Raw genomic sequence first — 15,057 nt, 5'->3', positions numbered from 1 at the left:
CGCCAGTCAGGACCTCGAACGACCGGGCTCCGACCCTGCCATGTCGAGGTCCCGGCCTTCGCCGGGATGACGTGGGAAAATTGTTGGATGGCGGGGATAAGCGGCGTCAGCCGGCGGCGTTCTTTGATCACCGGCGCCCCCCTCCTGCCGTCCGCTTACGGCTGCAATGCGTGGGATACCTTGGCCTTGGCGGCATCGCCGGGCTGGGTGACGCTGTTCACCGTGAGGCGGCGAACGCGGCCGTCGCGGGCGGCCCAGTCGATGGTCTGGCCGGCCGACAGACCGATCAGGGCAGCCCCGATCGGCGTCAGGATCGAGACCTTGCCGGCTTCGATATCGGCTTCGCCGGGGTAGACCAGCGTGACGTGCTTTTCGTCGCCGAGTTCGCTGGTGAAGCACAGGCTGGAGCCCATGCGCACGACCTTGGCTGCGATCTTGTTGTCAGCGACGATGCGGGCGCGGTCGAGTTCGGCCAGCAGCGGATCGGCGACATTGGCGGCGCTGTCGGGCAGGGATTCGGCCAGTCGCCACAAGCGTTCATGATCGGAACGAGTCAGGGTGATCGCCGGTTTGAGTTTTCGTCTGGTAGCGGGAGCCATGGGCTGACCTCGTCATAAAGCCTGACCGCCGGCGCACCTCCGGTGCCGCCGCGGTCAAAATTGAGATTGGGGAATTGTGTCGCGTATCGGGCTGCGCTGTCGGCATTGCGGACGGCGCAATGCTCAGGGCGAGCTATACCCCTCGACCGGGGCGCGACGCGACCGGGCCGAGGGTCAGATGCCCGCGATGGGGCATGCCCTGTAAGATGTCGGAAGCCGGTGATGGATCGCGTTCATGCCGTGAATCTCAGCCTTTGCCCGGGCAAAGTCAAGCGGACCGGCCTTGTGCCGCCGATGGCCGGACCGGCGGGCGAACGCACCATTCATTAACAAGAGCGGGCCATGCTGGCGGCATGAACTGAATGGACTGGACCGGCCGGGATGGCGAACGCCGAACCCTTGGAATTGATACACGAAGCCCCGCGCCGCGCGCGGGATGTGCTGGCGCGTCGGCTGGCCGATATTGTCGGCCTGCCTTCGAGCCGCCTGACGCCGCGCGAGCGCTGGATCGTTGCCGACCTGCTGTTCGATATTCTCAAGGCCTCTGATGTCACGGTGCGCCAGCGCTGCGCCCGCCGTCTGGCGGGGCTGGTCGAGGCGCCCGGCCGCCTGCTGCGCGTGCTGGCCTGCGACGAGTACGAGGTCGCCGAACCGATTCTCGAGGATTCCCGCGCCCTGACCGATTTTGACCTGCTCGAGATCGTGCAGGCGGGAACGCTGCAGCATCGCATGGCGATCGCGCGGCGTGAGAATATCAGCGAGATCATCTCGGCCGCGCTGGTCTCGGCGGGTGAGCCGCCGGTGGTGGAATGCGTTCTCAAGAACAAGACCACGGCGCTGGCCGCACCGACCGTCGACCGTCTGGTCGGCGCGGCCCAGGACGAGGTGCGCTATGCGGCCCTGCTGATCCGCCGCGAGGAATTGCGCCCGGCCCAGGCCTTCCGCCTGTTCTGGGACTGTGAACATGCCGAACGTTTCCAGATTCTCGAGCGCTTCGCCGTCGACCGCACCATTCTGATCGATTCGACCGAGGACATTTTCCCGATGGTCTCGAAGGAGGGCTGGGACGATCCGCTGGTGACGCGGGTGCTGCGCTATATCGACCGCCGCCAGCGCAATCGCGAGGCCGCCGGGCTGAGCCCCTATGGTTCGCTGGAGGGGGCAATCGACGCCTTCTGCGTCGAAGGGGCGCAGCAAGAGCTCGTGTCGGAAATCGCGACACTGGCCGCGATCCACAAACGTCTGCTGCTGCGCATGATCGACGATATGGCCGGCGAGCCGCTGGCGATCCTGTGCAAGGCGACCGGTCTCAAATGGACCAGTTTCCAGGGACTCTGGACCGGTCTCGGGCGCCCGGCCCAGGACGATTCGGTCGAGCCTGCGCGCAAGGTCTATGACAGTCTGTCTGTGGAAAAGGCCCAGACTGTGCTGCGCTACTGGAACCTCACCTTCGAGGATGCCGAGCGCCGCTGAGCGGCATTTTCAAGGCCCGCTGCCGCAACTCACCCCTGACGTGAAACCGCCTGCCGCCTCCTGCGGTAGCGATCATCTGCGCTTGCCGCCCGGCTTGTCTGGCCAAGGCCGGTATGTCGGGTTAAAAGCCGAGGTTCAGGCGAATACGTGCGGGGAGTTTCCATGACTTACGGCGTCGGTTTGACGGTCATACTTGTCCTGCTCTGGCTGACCTTGTCGGGCCAGTACACGCTGTCCGGTGATTACCCGCTGGTGATCGGTTTCGGTATCCTGAGCGTGATCGGCGCGGTCGCCCTGGCGGCGCGTATGCGCATCCTCGACCGCGAGACGGTGCCGCTGCTGCCGGCCTGGTCGCTGGTGCCCTACTGGATCTGGCTCGGCGGCGAGATCCTGGCGGCCAATTTCGCCGTATTGCGCCTGGTGATGAAGCCGGCCATTGATGTCGAGCCGCGCCTGGTGCGTGTGCCGGCCGAGCAGCGCTCCGGCCTCGGCCATGCCGTCTTCGCCAATTCAATCACGCTGACGCCGGGCACGGTGACGATCGATGTCGAGGAGGACGGATTCCTGGTCCATGCGCTCGACACCAGCTTCACCGATCCGGCCGGTTTCGCCGAGATGGGCAGCCGGTCCGACATTGCGTCTGATGGCAAGCGGAAGGTTCTGTAATGGGTCTGTTCAATTTCATCATTGCGCTCGGCATGGCCGGCGCGATGGCGATCATGCTGGCGCGCCTGTTTGCCGGGCCGACACTGTATGACCGCGTGCTGGCGGCCAATTCCTTTGGCACCAAGACGATCCTGTTCCTGCTGGTCTTCAGCGCGATCTCCGGGCGCCAGGATGCGATCGACATCGCCATGCTCTACGCCCTGATCAATTTCGTCTCGACCATCGCGATCCTGAAATTCTTCCGCTACCGCTCGCTCGATATTGCCCTGGCGCAGATGTCCTTGCGCCGCGCCATCGACGGGGAGGATGATTGATGACCCTGGCTGAAATCGGACACCATCTCCTGTTTGCGATCAGTGTCGCCTCGATGTCGGTCGGGCTCGTTTTCGTGCTTGCCGGCGCCATCGGCGTCATCCGCCTGCCGGATTTCTACACCCGGATGCATGCGGCCGGCGTCACCGACACGCTCGGCGCCGAACTCATCATCATGGGGCTGATCTTCCAGGCGGGTGACTGGCAGACCGTGGCCAAGCTGGCCCTGGTGGCGTTGCTGCTCTTCCTGACCAGCCCGACGGCGACCCATGCTGTCGCCAATGCGGCGCACCGGGCGGGGCACAAGCCGGACCTGGCCCACTTCAAGCCGAAGCATCCGCGTGAACGCGGGCAGGAGGAGGGGCAGGCATGAGCGATCTCACCCAATATCTCGACTATGCCCTGATGGCGATGTTGTTTGCGGTCGGGATCGCGATTGTCCGGCTGCGCAATCTGTTCGCGATCGTGATGCTGATGGGCGTCTACAGCCTGCTCTCGGCGGCCTGGTTCGTCTCGCTGGATGCGGTCGATGTCGCCTTCACCGAAGCGGCCGTCGGCGCCGGTATCTCGACCGTGCTGCTGCTCGGCGCGATGCTGCTGACCGCGCGCGAGAGCGAGCCGACCAAGGCGTCGCGGCACTGGGCGGCGCTCGCTGTCGTGGTGACCGCCGGGGCGGCGCTGCTGTACGCCGTGCCCGACATGCCGGTCTATGGCGATGCTGAATCTCCGGCCAATTCCTATGTCGGGCGGCAATATCTCGAGCGCACCCCCGAGGACATCGCGGTGCCCAATATCGTCACCGCCGTGCTGGCCAGCTATCGCGGCTATGACACGCTCGGCGAGACCATGGTGATCTTCACCGCCGGTCTCGGTGTTGTCCTGCTGCTGGGTTTCGGGACCCGGCGCCGTGAGCCCAAGGCGAAGAGCAAGAAGGGAAAGGCGGCGTCGTGAATCCACATCTGATCCTGAGTGTCGTTTCCAAACTGCTGATCCCGGTGATCGTGGTGTTCGGCTTTTACGTGCAATTTCATGGTGATTTCGGCCCGGGCGGCGGCTTCCAGGCCGGCGTCATCCTCGCCGTCGCGGTCATCCTCTACGCGCTGATCTTCGGAATCGACGAGGCCCAGCGCGCCGTGCCGCCGGTGGCGATCCGCTATGGCGCGGCCTTGGGCGTACTGCTCTATGCCGGTGTCGGTGTTGCCGCGATGTTGATGGACGGTGCCGGCGAAGCGCTGAATTTCCTCGACTATGACGCCCTGCATCCCGACCAGGGCCATCACACCGGGCAGCATTACGGCATCATGCTGGTCGAGATCGGGGTGTTGCTGACGGTCTCTTCGGTGATGCTGTCGGTGTTCTACGCCTTCGCAGGGCGGATCCCCGATATTGCGGACGAGGACTGGTAAAATGCTCGATATGCTGCTCGAACGTTTCAACTACATCCCGATCCTGATCCTGATGATGACGGGGCTGTATGTCGTGTTTGCGACCGGCAATCTGGTCAAGCGCCTGGTCGGCCTGTCGCTGTTCCAGACCTCGGTCTGCCTGTTCTACATCAATATGGCCAAGGTGTTCGGTGGCCAGCCGCCGATCGTGGCCGAGCACCATGCGCCGGACGCCGGCGATCACGGTGCTGCGGTTGTTGAACACGGGGCTGCTGCAGCCGGTCATGCCGCCGAGGCGGTGATCTATGCCAACCCCCTGCCGCACGTGCTGATCCTGACCGCCATCGTGGTTGGCGTCGCGACCCTGTCGGTCGGGCTGGCCCTGGTGGTCCGCATCCGCGAGGCCTATGGGGTGATTGAGGATGATGCCTTGAATACTGCCGACTATTCGCGTGAGACAGGAGCCGCCGGCTGATGGAATTTCTGGCTCATCTTCTGCCCGCGGCCATCGCCGCGCATGCGCCCGTGCTGCTGGTCGTGGTGCCGCTGATCCTCGCACCGGTCGCGGCCCTGATGCCCAATGGCCGTCTGGCCTGGGGCGTGTCCCTGCTTGCGGTGATCGCGGTTGCGATCCTGGCCCTGGTCCTGATGGGCGAGATCTCGTCGGCGGGCGTGATCAGCTATCATCTCGGCGGCTGGGCGCCGCCGCTCGGGATCGAGTATCGCGTTGATGCGCTGAACGTCCCGATCCTGCTGCTGGTTGGCCTGGTTGGCCTGCTGTGCACGATCTACGCCCTGCCAACCGTGGCCGACGAGATCGAGCCGGGCAAGCGGGCGATGTTCTATGCCGCCTTCCTGGTCTGCTTCACCGGCCTGCTCGGCGTCACCATTACCGGCGATGCCTTCAATGTCTTCGTCTTCCTGGAAGTCTCCTCGCTCGCGACCTACGCCCTCGTGGCAATGGGCGGCGGCAAGGATCGCCGGGCGCTGACGGCCTCGTACAACTACCTCATTCTCGGCACGATCGGCGCGACCTTCTTCGTGATCGGCGTCGGCTTCCTCTACATGGCGACCGGCACGCTCAACATGGCCGATATCGCCCGCGTGCTGGCGGAGAATGGCCATACAAGGGTCACCGAGGCGGCCTTCGCCTTCATCGTGGTCGGGCTCGGCCTGAAGGCGGCGATGTTCCCGCTGCATGTCTGGCTGCCCAATGCCTACGCCTTCGCGCCGAATTTCGTCACCGCCTTCCTCGCCTCGACCGCGACGAAAGTGGCCTTCTACGTCCTGATCCGCTTCGTATTCTCGGTCTTCCACCCGGAAGTCAGCTTTGTGGCGATCTCCTTTACCTGGATCTTCGCCGTGCTCGGCACGGTCGGCATGATCGTCGCCTCGGTGCAGGCGATTTTCCAGAACGACCCGCGCCGGGTGCTGGCCTATTCATCGGTCGCCCAGGTCGGCTACATGATGCTCGGTCTCGGCATCGGCACCCAGGCGGGCCTGTCGGCCGGCATGCTGCACCTGATGAACCACGCGATGATGAAGGGGGCGCTGTTCATGGCGCTCGGTGCCTTCGCCCTCAAATTCGGGGTGCGCAGCATGGACAGCCTCAACGGGCTTGGCCGCACCATGCCGGTGTCCGCCAGCGCCTTCACCATTGCCGGCCTGTCGCTGGTCGGCGTGCCGCTGACGGTCGGCTTCACCTCGAAATGGTATCTGATCCTGGCCGCGCTCGACCGTGACTGGTGGTGGGCTGTGGCGGCGCTGATCCTCTCCTCGCTGCTGGCGCTGGTCTATGTCGGCCGCATGCTGATGGCGATCTGGATGCAGGAGCCGCCGAGCCACCAGGGCAAGGCGATGAAGACGACCATGGCGCCCTGGGCGGCCGTGGTGCCGATGTCGATCCTGGCCATTGCCAATGTCTATTTCTTCTTCAACGCCGCCCCGCTCGTCTATCTGGCGCGGACGGCCGCGGAAGCCATGATGGGAGGGCGCTAGACCATGTGGACTCCCGAACTTGCCCTGGCACTGGCCCTGGCGATTCCGTCGCTGGGCGGCGTCATGGTCGCACTGCTGGGCTCGCGCCCGAATTTCCGCGAGGGCGCAACCCTCGTCGCCGGCGTCCTGCTGGCGCTCAATATCGCCTATCTGGTCGAGATCGCGCCGGACCATCCGACCCTGATCCTGGCCTCGATCGCGCCGGGTCTGGAACTGCGCTTCACGCTCGAGCCGCTCGGCGCGCTGTTCGCGGCCGTGGCGAGCGGGCTGTGGCTGATCAATTCGCTGTATTCCATCGGCTATATGCGCGGCAATAACGAGAAGAACCAGACGCGTTTCTATGTCTGTTTCTGCATCGCCATCGCCGCCGCCATGGGCGTGGCGCTGTCGGGCAATCTGTTGACGATGTTCGTCTTCTACGAAGTGCTCACGCTGTCGACCTATCCGCTCGTCACCCACAAGGGCGATGCGGCGGCACGGCGCGGCGGCCGGATCTATCTGACCATCCTGCTGGGCACCTCGATCGGCCTGTTGCTGCCGGCCGTCATCGCGACGCAATTCATTGCCGGATCGACCGATTTCGTTGCCGGCGGATTGCTGGCGCTCAACGAGGCGACGCCATTGATTGCCGGCATATTGCTGGTGATGTTCGCCTTCGGTATCGGCAAGGCCGCGCTGATGCCGGTCCACCCCTGGCTGCCCAATGCCATGGTCGCCCCGACGCCGGTTTCCGCCTTCCTGCACGCGGTGGCGGTTGTGAAGGCGGGCGTGTTCGCGATGCTGAAGGTCGGTGTCTATATCTTCGGACCGGCTCTGATCGTGGCGACACCGACCTCGCTGCCGCTGGCCTGGATCGCGGCCGGCTCCATCGTGCTGGCCTCGATGATCGCCTGGACCAAGGATAATCTCAAAGCCCGGCTTGCCTTCTCGACGATCAGTCAGCTCTCCTATGTCACCTTGGCGGTGATGCTCGGCTCGCCCCTGGCCATGCTGGGCGGGGCGCTGCAGATCGTGATGCACGCCTGGGCCAAGATCACGCTCTTCATGAGCGCCGGTGCGATCTATACCGCGACCAAGAAGACCAATATCTCGCAGATGCGCGGTCTCGGCCGGCACATGCCTTGGCTGTTCGGCGCCTATACCATCGGGGCGCTGTCGATCATCGGCCTGCCGCCACTGGCGGGCATGTGGCCGAAACTTTTCCTGCTCCAGGGCACATTCGAGTCCGGCCATGTCATTCTGGCGGCAGCGCTGATTGCATCATCCCTGCTCAATATCGCCTACCTGCTGCCGCTGTCGGCGCGCGGGTATTTCGAGCCGCCCGAAGAGACACGGCTGAAAAAGCCGGCGCCGATGCTGGTGATCCTGCCGCCGGTGATCACGGCGGCCGGCGTCATCATCCTGTTCTTCCTGATCGGCCCGCTGCGGGATTATCTCCTGCCTGTGTTTGAACCGGTCGCGATTGTCGAGACAGCCCTATGAGCCAGAAATCGAGCAAAAAAGACGATCTCATCCATCCGCTCGCGCGACCGTTTCTGTGGCTGGAATCGAACTGGTTCACTTCCAGCCTGGTCTGGGTGTTCGGGCTGCTGGCGATCGGGCTGGGCGCGATCGATTTCTTCCATCATCGCCATGAATATCTGGAATTCGCCCAGACGCCGGGCTTTTACGCCCTGACCGGCTTCGGCAGCTTCGTGCTGGCCGTGATGGGGGGCTGGTTCATTATCCGCCGCTTCCTCGGCCGCGAGGAGAATTACTGGGACGGGGAGGCTGGCGATGAGTGAGCTGTTCGGCAATATTTCGCCCGCCCTGCCGATCATCATTGCCGGGCTGATCGCGGCCGTCGTCCCGAACAATATGGTCCGCAAGGTGCTGGCGCTGGTGGCGCCGGTCCTGGCCGGGCTGTGCTGGTATTCGCTCGATATCGGGAGTTACGGGATTATCGAGTTCGGCGGATTCACGCTTGAAACCCTGCGCTATGACCCACTCAGCCGTATCTGGGGCCTGATCTTCATCATCGCGGCCTTTCTCAACGGGCTGTACGGCCTGCATGAGAAGGATCGCGTTACCGACGCGGCCGGACTGATCTATGCCGGCGGCGCGCTCGGCGCTGTCTTCGCCGGCGATCTGATGACGCTGTTCCTGTTCTGGGAAGTGACCGCGATCTCTTCGGTCTTCCTGATCTGGAGCGCGCGCAACAAGGCGGCGACCAAGGCCGGCCTGCGCTATCTGGCGATCCACGTGTTGTCGGGCGTGCTGCTGCTGACCGGCGCCGTCATCCATGCCGGCGAGACCGGCAGCTGGGCCTTCGAGCATATCGGTCTCGACACGCCGGGTGGCTTCCTGATCTTCATCGCCTTCGGCATCAAGTGCGCCTTCCCCTTCCTGCACAACTGGCTGCAGGACGCTTATCCCAAGGCGACGGTGGTCGGCACGGTGATCCTTTCGGCCTTCACCACCAAGATGGCGGTCTATGCCCTGGCGCGCGGCTTCGCGGGCGAGGACAGCCTGATCTATATCGGCGCCATCATGACGATCTTCCCGGTCTTCTTCGCCGTGGTCGAAAACGACCTGCGCAAGGTGCTGGCCTATTCGCTCAACAACCAGCTCGGCTTCATGGTCGTGGGGATCGGCATCGGTACCGAACTGGCGATCAATGGTGCCGCCGCGCACGCCTTTGTCCACATCCTCTACAAGGGCCTGTTGTTCATGAGCATGGGCGCGGTCCTGATGCGGGTTGGCACGGTCAAGGCGTCCGAGCTCGGCGGATTGTTCAAGTCCATGCCGGCAACGGCGGTGTTCTGTCTTGTCGGCTCGGCCTCGATTTCGGCCTTCCCGCTGTTTTCCGGTTTCGTCGCCAAGTCGATGATCCTGGCGGCCGTGGCCCAGGACGGGCAATGGCTGGTCTGGATCGCCCTCGTCTTCGCCTCGGCCGGGGTGCTGGAACACTCGGGCATCAAGATCCCCTTCTTCGCCTTCTTCAGTCATGACCGTGGCCACCGGGTCCGCGAGGCGCCGGTCAACATGCTGATGGCGATGGGGCTGGGGGCCTTGCTGTGCATCTATCTCGGGGTCAATTACGGCAAGCTCTATGACTTGCTGCCGTATCAGAACGCGATCTACCAGCCCTATGCCTTCGACCATGTCGTCGGGCAGATGCAGCTGTTGATCGGGGCGATCTTCGCCTTCGCCCTGCTGCTCAAGCTCGGCGCCTATCCGGAGGAGAAGCGCTCGGTCAATCTGGACACGGACTGGCTCTACCGCCGCTTCGGCGATGGGCTGGCGCGCTGGGCCTGGCTGATGCTCGATCGGCTCTCGGCGGCGGCGGGCAATAGCTGGGGCCGTTTGATGAGCGGAATCGGTGGCCGGCTGTATCAGGTATTCAGTCCTATGGGTGCTCTGAGCAGAGATATCCCCAGTGGGATGCTTGCGATCTGGACCAGTGCGCTCCTCGCCATCGTTCTGATCATCGCTTATTTTTCCGCCTAGAATTTCAATCAATTAATACTCGGACTGGCCGCGCAACACGCATGGGTTGCGCGGCCTTCCCATGCTACAGTTTTAGGAATATTATCCCCACCTGGGTGTGGCCCTCCTAGCATGGGCGGGCCGGGACGACGGAAAGGGCGTCCCGGTTCGTGAAGACCGGGAGCGCAAGATGACGCAAGAAATTTCAAGGGCGAACGATGATGTCGCCCGGGCCCGTCTGGCCCAGAGTGCTGTTGCCTATGCTTTTGGCGTCCCGCCGGACGAACTCGAGGCCCCGACGCGCCGCTCGCGCGAGGCCGCCTTCGCCCGCCAGGCCGCCATGTATCTCGCCCATATCGCCTTTGAACTGTCGCTGTCCCGGGTCGCCCAGGCCTTTGGCCGCGACCGCTCGACGGCCGCCCATGCCTGCCACCGGATCGAGGACCGGCGTGATGATCGCGGCTTTGACCAGTCGATGGACGCGCTGGAGGCCTGTTTGCGGTCCGCGCCGCAGCCGGGCGAGCCGGAGTGATGCCGGCGCCGTCACCAGACCTGCCGCGCTGGCTGCGTTGTCTGGCGCGCGAAGGAGCGGCGCTCAAGCCCTGCCGCGAAGCAGGAGGCGGCTTCGCCGTCTATCCCGGCGGTGACCGCCGCCGCCGGCCGCTGGCGCGCCTTGATGCGGCGCAAGTGCGCCAGGCCCTGGCCAGCGGCCTGTTGCACCAGGTTGGCGATCAGGTCGGTCTGGGCAAGGCGGGCCGGGCGGCGTTGCGGCGCGGGCAGGGCGGTGCGTTCGCCAGCCAGCACCGCGCCATGGCCGCGACATCCATTCTCGGCCAGGACGGGCGGCTGCAGCCGGTGCAGGTGAATACCCGCGAAGGCACGCTCGGGCGCTGGACGGCGCATCTCGACCGGGTCGAGCTGGCTGCGGCCGAGCGCTTCTGCGCCGATCATGCCCGCTCCAGCCTGCACCAGCAGACGACGCGCAACTGGGAGCTGAACGCGCCCGCCCGTCAGAAAGGCTGGCGCGGCGGGCCCGACGCGGCGCCGCTGGCGGCGATCGCGGCCAAGGATAGGGTCATGGATGCGCTGGCGGCTGTCGGCACCGGGCTGGAGCCGGTCCTGATGGCGGTATGCATCCGCGGGGAGGGGATCAGCGCCATCGAGCGCCGCTTTGGCTGGGCGCAGCGCTCAGGCCGGACCGTGCTGAAACTGGCGCTGCAGCAATTGGCCCGGCATTACGGCATGACGCCCTAGGCGCCGGCCGCTGTGCGGATCCGCCCGATCATTGAATTGAGGCCGTTGGAGCGCTGCGGCGAGAGATGTTCCGACAAGCCGATCCGGGTCAGCACCTCGCGCGCATCAACCGACAGGATCTCCTCCCGGCTGCGCCCCGAATACAGGCGCAGCAGCAGGGCCGCGAGGCCGCGCACGATGTGGGCGTCGCTGTCGGCGCGGAATTCGAGACAATCATTCTCGCCGGGCTCCACGATCAGCCAGACCTGGCTGACACAGCCTTTGACGCGGCTGTCCTCGGTGCGCTCCGCCTCGGGCAGGGCGGGCAGGGCCTTACCCATGTCGATCAGGTAGCGATAGCGCTGTTCCCAGTCGTCCAGCAGGTCGAATTCCTCGACCAGATCTTCGATTTCGGCTTGGATTGAGCTTTGGGTCATCCCAGCGAGTTAAGGCGCGCTGCGGACAGGATCAAGGCGCAGATGCGGTCAGGGCCGCGCGCGGTTCAGGAATTCGCCATCTCGCGTTCATCGATGGCCGCTTCGATCCGGTTGGCAGCAAAACCGGCAAGGAAGCCGCCAAGCTGCATCGCCTCGGCGCCGGCCTCGCAGATCGCTTCGCGGTCGAGACACCAGTCACTGACGGCTTCGCCGGCATCAATCTGGGTGGACGCCGTGTTGAACTGCAAGGCGAAGCCTTCACCCGCGAAATCACGGGGGACAAACACCGACACAATGGCCAGCCAGAAAGCAGCGCGCAGAAAGAACATCATCACCAAACCTCATACCAACACCGTTGCCGGGCGTACCGACATCAGTTGCAGGATCGAGGCTAGGTCAGGTTTTCAGCTATTGCACGCGATTACGGGGTTTAGCGAAAACAGCGTGCGAAACTGAAGCATTATTTTTATCTAAAATTTGATGTTGTCCCTGATCGGTACACTTTTCGTTAACCTTTGCGCCGTGCGCACGGCCTACGGTCAGTCCGTCCCTGTCGCGGCAGAGACGCCGAGGCAGCGGCTGACATCGAGCAGGGCATGTTCGGCGATGCAGAAACTGTCCTCATACTTGAAATGCCCGGCGGCGACGCATTGTTGCAGGTCCAGACGCGCCCAGGTCAGGCAACGTTCCACGACCGGATCCGAGAGCAGGGCATTGACCAGCTCGCTCGACTGGGTCGGGTCATTGGAGATCGCCTGCAGTGCAGCGACCGACAGGATGCGCCCGATGCGATCGCGGTCAGGATCCACCGCCGCGTCGCCCACGGTCAGGGAGAGTTGCGGCGTCGTATAGGCGCCCATGCGCGCAATTTCCGGGTGCTCGTAAAGCGCCGAGGCCGGGACGACGCCGTCCAGACCCGTGTCGAGCGAGAGCAGGAATTCATTGCTCAGCGGCACGCTCGGTCCCGAGCCGGCATTCTCGAGGGCGGAGAGGCGGTCGCGCCGATTGCCGGAACGCGCCTGGGCCCAGCGGGTGGATTGCAGGTCATAGGCGGCGGCGCGGTAGCGGTCGGAAACCTCGCGGATGCCTGCACTGTCACGCTCGAGCGCGTCGACCACCGAGGCCTCGGCGGTATCGGCATGGGTGAAGCTGATCGCATAGGTGGGATCATAGAGCAGGCCGGACATCGCGGCCTGTTCGCCATAATAATCGGCGAGCTCGCGGACATCATCGAGATATTCCGGGTGCTGGGCGGCGATCATTGCCGTGTAGGCGATCCAGGCGCGCACCAGGCGATCATGAACATAAAAGGCGGTCAGCCGGTCCATCGCCGAGTCGAGGTCCTCGCCCGAGCCGATCGGGGCGGAGCGCAGGTCGGCGACGACGCCATGATACGCAGCGTAATCGCCCGCGGCGGCGCGGACCGGATCGGCAGCCGGCGTCTCGACGGCGTCGAGTTGCAGCACCGGAGCGCGCGCCATCGTGCTGTCGTCCTGCCCCTCGTCCTGGAGCGCGGTAGTCAATGCAAGCGCTGCGAGGATGGATATCAACATGGGTCTAGCCTCCATAACCCTGGGAGCTGACAGTGTGCCCCGGACAGCCCCGGTCTCCAAGTCCGGAAATGCACAGATCAGAGACAGGCTTTCCAGCTCCAAACGGTAAACGGGCAAAGTTTAAGATTCAGCATTTGTTAACGCCGGAGGCAAAGATTGCAGGCAAGGGTTTGCGCTGAGTCGCAACAGGAAAAGATGCAAAAACCAAAACGAGATATCGCTGCTTGGATTGCCCGCCGGGGCGGACCCGTTGCCAATCTGATCTGGATTGCGACGGTGGCTGTCGCCGCGCCGCAACTCTGGCCGATCCTCGACGGGCCGGCCTGGATCAATGCGGCCGGTTTGCTCGGCGTTGCCTTCCCTGCGATTGCGGGCCTGGTACTGGCGCCGCGGCTCGACCGTTCATTCGAACGCTTCGTGCTTGCCATGCTGTGGACGGCACTGGCGGCAATCGTTGCCATCACGGCCGGCGGTGTCACCGGCACCGGCGTACTCGCCTTCCTGCTGGCGCCGGCGATGGCGGCGGCGGGTGGTGATCGCGAGGCCATCGTCAAGGCCGGTGCCATGTCGGGCCTGGCGGCCCTGATCGTGACCGGCATGCAGCTGACCGCTTTCGTGCAGCCGCAATTGATCGCGGTCGAATACCATCTTCCCTTCGTGCTCGGTGTCGTGCTGGTCGTGGCCTATGGGTTCGCCTGCGCCGCCATCCGGTCAATCCGCGCCAATGACGCCGCCAGCCGTGAGGCCGAACATGGCCGCGTGCGCGGCCGGGCCTTTGATGCGGCGCCGGCAGCGCTGCTGGCCTGTGACGCCGACGGCAATATTCTCGCCGTCTCCCGGGGCGTGCGCGAATTATCGCCCGGCCTGCCGCGCGAACTGAACAATCTGCCCGTTGCCGATCTCGGCTTCGAGGACGAGGATCGCGCCGAGCTGGCCGGTGCCGGCCGCCGCGCCGCGACGCGTCCGCTGTCCGAATTTCTCAGCGTTCGTGGCGCGAAGGGCCATGCCGAACGCGTCCGCCTCGACGCCCGTCCGATTGCCGGCGGGTCGGTGGCGGTGATTGCGCGCGATCACAGCGCCGAGACCGAGAATGCCCTGCGCGAGGCAGAAGAGGCCCGCGCGCTGGCGCTGGAAGAGGCCCGCGCGAAATCGCAATTCCTCGCCTCGGTCAGTCACGAGCTGCGCACACCGCTCAATGCGATCATCGGCTTCTCCGATGTCATGAAGGCACGCCTGTTTGGCCCGATGCCGGCGCGTTATGCCGAATATGCCGACCTGATCCATGAGAGCGGCCAGCACCTGATGGAATTGATCGGCGATGTGCTCGACATGTCGAAGATCGAGGCCGACAGCTATGAATTGTCGCGCGAGAGCTTCGACATTTCCGAAGTGGTCGGGCTGAGCGTCAAGATGATGCGGCTGCAGGCCGAGGAAGCCGGGCTGAGCCTGACGGTCGAGGCCGGTGAGCAGCCGATCCGCGTCAATGCCGACCGCAAGGCGCTGCGCCAGATCATGCTCAACCTTCTCTCCAACGCCGTGAAATTCACGCCGGAAGGCGGCGCCGTCGTGGTGATGGCCCGGGCCTCCGGGTCCGATCTGGTCCTGGCGGTGGGCGATAGCGGCGTCGGCATCGATCCGCAGGAAGCCGCCCGGCTCGGCCAGCCCTATCGCCAGGCTGCGAGTGCGCGCGAAGTCGATACGCGCGGTACCGGGCTTGGCCTGTCCCTTGTGCGGGCGCTGGCGGGGCTGCATGGCGGTGCAATGTCGATTGCCAGCGCCAAGGGCGTCGGCACCACGATCACCGTCACCCTGCCCGTTCTGGAACAGGCGATGGGCCAGGTGGACACGCTGCACCGGCTCGACGTGCATCAGCAGATCGAACGTGCCCAGGAGGCATCCCAGACGCTTGCGGCCACGGCCGGTGCGGCCTGAA

18 protein-coding genes are annotated in these 15,057 nt (G+C 64.7%); 14 read left to right on the top strand and 4 right to left on the bottom strand.

Features of this window, described 5'->3' with window-relative positions:
- Positions 1-155: 155 nt before the first annotated feature.
- On the bottom strand, positions 156-599 hold the full coding sequence (rnk, locus tag ACN0YL_RS11660) for a nucleoside diphosphate kinase regulator (protein WP_417498091.1): 444 nt from the start codon (positions 597-599) through the stop codon (positions 156-158).
- Positions 600-980: 381 nt separating this feature from the next.
- On the opposite strand from rnk, the gene ACN0YL_RS11655 reads away from it, so the two are divergent.
- The 13 genes from ACN0YL_RS11655 to ACN0YL_RS11595 all read left to right on the top strand — a co-directional run bounded on the left by ACN0YL_RS11655 (position 981) and on the right by ACN0YL_RS11595 (position 11,155).
- A complete protein-coding gene (locus ACN0YL_RS11655) occupies positions 981-2,072 on the top strand; it encodes a DUF2336 domain-containing protein (protein WP_417498090.1) in 1,092 nt (363 codons plus the stop codon).
- 162 nt (positions 2,073-2,234) lie between these two features.
- The gene (locus ACN0YL_RS11650; RefSeq protein WP_417491372.1) at positions 2,235-2,738 is read left to right on the top strand and encodes a Na+/H+ antiporter subunit E; all 504 of its coding nucleotides are present in this window, start codon (positions 2,235-2,237) and stop codon (positions 2,736-2,738) included.
- The gene (locus ACN0YL_RS11645) at positions 2,738-3,052 is read left to right on the top strand and encodes a monovalent cation/H+ antiporter complex subunit F (RefSeq protein ID WP_417468858.1); all 315 of its coding nucleotides are present in this window, start codon (positions 2,738-2,740) and stop codon (positions 3,050-3,052) included. Before ACN0YL_RS11650 ends, ACN0YL_RS11645 begins: the two co-directional genes overlap by 1 nt.
- Positions 3,052-3,423, top strand: coding sequence for a monovalent cation/H(+) antiporter subunit G (gene mnhG / locus ACN0YL_RS11640; protein WP_417468859.1), 372 nt, complete (start codon positions 3,052-3,054; stop codon positions 3,421-3,423). The genes ACN0YL_RS11645 and mnhG overlap by 1 nt, the downstream gene beginning before the upstream one ends.
- Positions 3,420-4,001 (top strand): DUF4040 domain-containing protein, encoded by a 582-nt coding sequence (locus ACN0YL_RS11635; protein WP_417491373.1) that lies wholly within the window; start codon positions 3,420-3,422, stop codon positions 3,999-4,001. Before mnhG ends, ACN0YL_RS11635 begins: the two co-directional genes overlap by 4 nt.
- Positions 3,998-4,456, top strand: a complete 459-nt coding sequence (locus tag ACN0YL_RS11630) for a Na(+)/H(+) antiporter subunit B (RefSeq protein WP_417498089.1) — start codon at positions 3,998-4,000, stop codon at positions 4,454-4,456. The genes ACN0YL_RS11635 and ACN0YL_RS11630 overlap by 4 nt, the downstream gene beginning before the upstream one ends.
- Position 4,457: 1 nt before the next feature.
- Positions 4,458-4,910 (top strand): cation:proton antiporter subunit C, encoded by a 453-nt coding sequence (locus ACN0YL_RS11625; RefSeq protein ID WP_417491374.1) that lies wholly within the window; start codon positions 4,458-4,460, stop codon positions 4,908-4,910.
- Positions 4,910-6,433 (top strand): monovalent cation/H+ antiporter subunit D family protein, encoded by a 1,524-nt coding sequence (locus ACN0YL_RS11620; protein ID WP_417498088.1) that lies wholly within the window; start codon positions 4,910-4,912, stop codon positions 6,431-6,433. Before ACN0YL_RS11625 ends, ACN0YL_RS11620 begins: the two co-directional genes overlap by 1 nt.
- Positions 6,434-6,436: 3 nt before the next feature.
- Complete coding sequence (locus ACN0YL_RS11615) at positions 6,437-7,915, top strand: proton-conducting transporter membrane subunit (protein ID WP_417498087.1); 1,479 nt, start codon at positions 6,437-6,439, stop codon at positions 7,913-7,915.
- Positions 7,912-8,217: a hypothetical protein gene (locus ACN0YL_RS11610; RefSeq protein WP_417498086.1), complete on the top strand. Its 306-nt coding sequence runs from the start codon at positions 7,912-7,914 to the stop codon at positions 8,215-8,217. Before ACN0YL_RS11615 ends, ACN0YL_RS11610 begins: the two co-directional genes overlap by 4 nt.
- On the top strand, positions 8,210-9,922 hold the full coding sequence (locus ACN0YL_RS11605; RefSeq protein ID WP_417498085.1) for a Na(+)/H(+) antiporter subunit D: 1,713 nt from the start codon (positions 8,210-8,212) through the stop codon (positions 9,920-9,922). Before ACN0YL_RS11610 ends, ACN0YL_RS11605 begins: the two co-directional genes overlap by 8 nt.
- Before the next feature lie 169 nt (positions 9,923-10,091).
- Positions 10,092-10,433, top strand: coding sequence for a helix-turn-helix domain-containing protein (locus tag ACN0YL_RS11600; RefSeq protein WP_417491382.1), 342 nt, complete (start codon positions 10,092-10,094; stop codon positions 10,431-10,433).
- Positions 10,433-11,155, top strand: coding sequence for a DUF6456 domain-containing protein (locus ACN0YL_RS11595; protein WP_417498084.1), 723 nt, complete (start codon positions 10,433-10,435; stop codon positions 11,153-11,155). The genes ACN0YL_RS11600 and ACN0YL_RS11595 overlap by 1 nt, the downstream gene beginning before the upstream one ends.
- On the opposite strand, the gene ACN0YL_RS11590 is transcribed toward ACN0YL_RS11595, so the two are convergent.
- The 3 genes from ACN0YL_RS11590 to ACN0YL_RS11580 form a co-directional block, all read right to left on the bottom strand.
- Positions 11,152-11,571 (bottom strand): SufE family protein, encoded by a 420-nt coding sequence (locus ACN0YL_RS11590; RefSeq protein WP_417498083.1) that lies wholly within the window; start codon positions 11,569-11,571, stop codon positions 11,152-11,154. The two genes, ACN0YL_RS11595 and ACN0YL_RS11590, sit on opposite strands and share 4 nt — an antisense overlap.
- A gap of 65 nt (positions 11,572-11,636) precedes the next feature.
- Positions 11,637-11,903, bottom strand: a complete 267-nt coding sequence (locus ACN0YL_RS11585; RefSeq protein ID WP_417498082.1) for a hypothetical protein — start codon at positions 11,901-11,903, stop codon at positions 11,637-11,639.
- Between the two features lie 207 nt (positions 11,904-12,110).
- Positions 12,111-13,124, bottom strand: a complete 1,014-nt coding sequence (locus ACN0YL_RS11580) for a hypothetical protein (protein WP_417468871.1) — start codon at positions 13,122-13,124, stop codon at positions 12,111-12,113.
- Between the two features lie 195 nt (positions 13,125-13,319).
- Here ACN0YL_RS11580 and ACN0YL_RS11575 point away from each other — a divergent pair, with 195 nt between their 5' ends.
- Positions 13,320-15,056: an ATP-binding protein gene (locus tag ACN0YL_RS11575; RefSeq protein ID WP_417491386.1), complete on the top strand. Its 1,737-nt coding sequence runs from the start codon at positions 13,320-13,322 to the stop codon at positions 15,054-15,056.
- The last annotated feature ends 1 nt before the right edge of the window (position 15,057 follow it).

The sequence above is a fragment of the Maricaulis sp. genome, assembly GCF_048269565.1.
Lineage (GTDB): Bacteria > Pseudomonadota > Alphaproteobacteria > Caulobacterales > Maricaulaceae > Maricaulis.
This window is presented reverse-complemented; position numbering and strand designations above follow the sequence as displayed.

Bases quoted from the DNA above. Each gene is read 5' to 3' on its own strand.
- ACN0YL_RS11615 (WP_417498087.1), top strand. From the start codon at position 6,437: ATGTGGACTCCCGAACTTGCCCTGGCACTGGCCCTGGCGATTCCGTCG.
- ACN0YL_RS11625 (WP_417491374.1), top strand. From the start codon at position 4,458: ATGCTCGATATGCTGCTCGAACGTTTCAACTACATCCCGATCCTGATC.
- ACN0YL_RS11575 (WP_417491386.1), top strand. From the start codon at position 13,320: ATGCAAAAACCAAAACGAGATATCGCTGCTTGGATTGCCCGCCGGGGC.
- mnhG (WP_417468859.1), top strand. From the start codon at position 3,052: ATGACCCTGGCTGAAATCGGACACCATCTCCTGTTTGCGATCAGTGTC.
- rnk (WP_417498091.1), bottom strand. From the start codon at position 599: ATGGCTCCCGCTACCAGACGAAAACTCAAACCGGCGATCACCCTGACT.
- ACN0YL_RS11590 (WP_417498083.1), bottom strand. From the start codon at position 11,571: ATGACCCAAAGCTCAATCCAAGCCGAAATCGAAGATCTGGTCGAGGAA.
- ACN0YL_RS11645 (WP_417468858.1), top strand. From the start codon at position 2,738: ATGGGTCTGTTCAATTTCATCATTGCGCTCGGCATGGCCGGCGCGATG.
- ACN0YL_RS11580 (WP_417468871.1), bottom strand. From the start codon at position 13,124: ATGTTGATATCCATCCTCGCAGCGCTTGCATTGACTACCGCGCTCCAG.
- ACN0YL_RS11635 (WP_417491373.1), top strand. From the start codon at position 3,420: ATGAGCGATCTCACCCAATATCTCGACTATGCCCTGATGGCGATGTTG.
- ACN0YL_RS11600 (WP_417491382.1), top strand. From the start codon at position 10,092: ATGACGCAAGAAATTTCAAGGGCGAACGATGATGTCGCCCGGGCCCGT.
- ACN0YL_RS11620 (WP_417498088.1), top strand. From the start codon at position 4,910: ATGGAATTTCTGGCTCATCTTCTGCCCGCGGCCATCGCCGCGCATGCG.
- ACN0YL_RS11650 (WP_417491372.1), top strand. From the start codon at position 2,235: ATGACTTACGGCGTCGGTTTGACGGTCATACTTGTCCTGCTCTGGCTG.
- ACN0YL_RS11610 (WP_417498086.1), top strand. From the start codon at position 7,912: ATGAGCCAGAAATCGAGCAAAAAAGACGATCTCATCCATCCGCTCGCG.
- ACN0YL_RS11605 (WP_417498085.1), top strand. From the start codon at position 8,210: ATGAGTGAGCTGTTCGGCAATATTTCGCCCGCCCTGCCGATCATCATT.
- ACN0YL_RS11595 (WP_417498084.1), top strand. From the start codon at position 10,433: ATGCCGGCGCCGTCACCAGACCTGCCGCGCTGGCTGCGTTGTCTGGCG.
- ACN0YL_RS11585 (WP_417498082.1), bottom strand. From the start codon at position 11,903: ATGATGTTCTTTCTGCGCGCTGCTTTCTGGCTGGCCATTGTGTCGGTG.
- ACN0YL_RS11655 (WP_417498090.1), top strand. From the start codon at position 981: ATGGCGAACGCCGAACCCTTGGAATTGATACACGAAGCCCCGCGCCGC.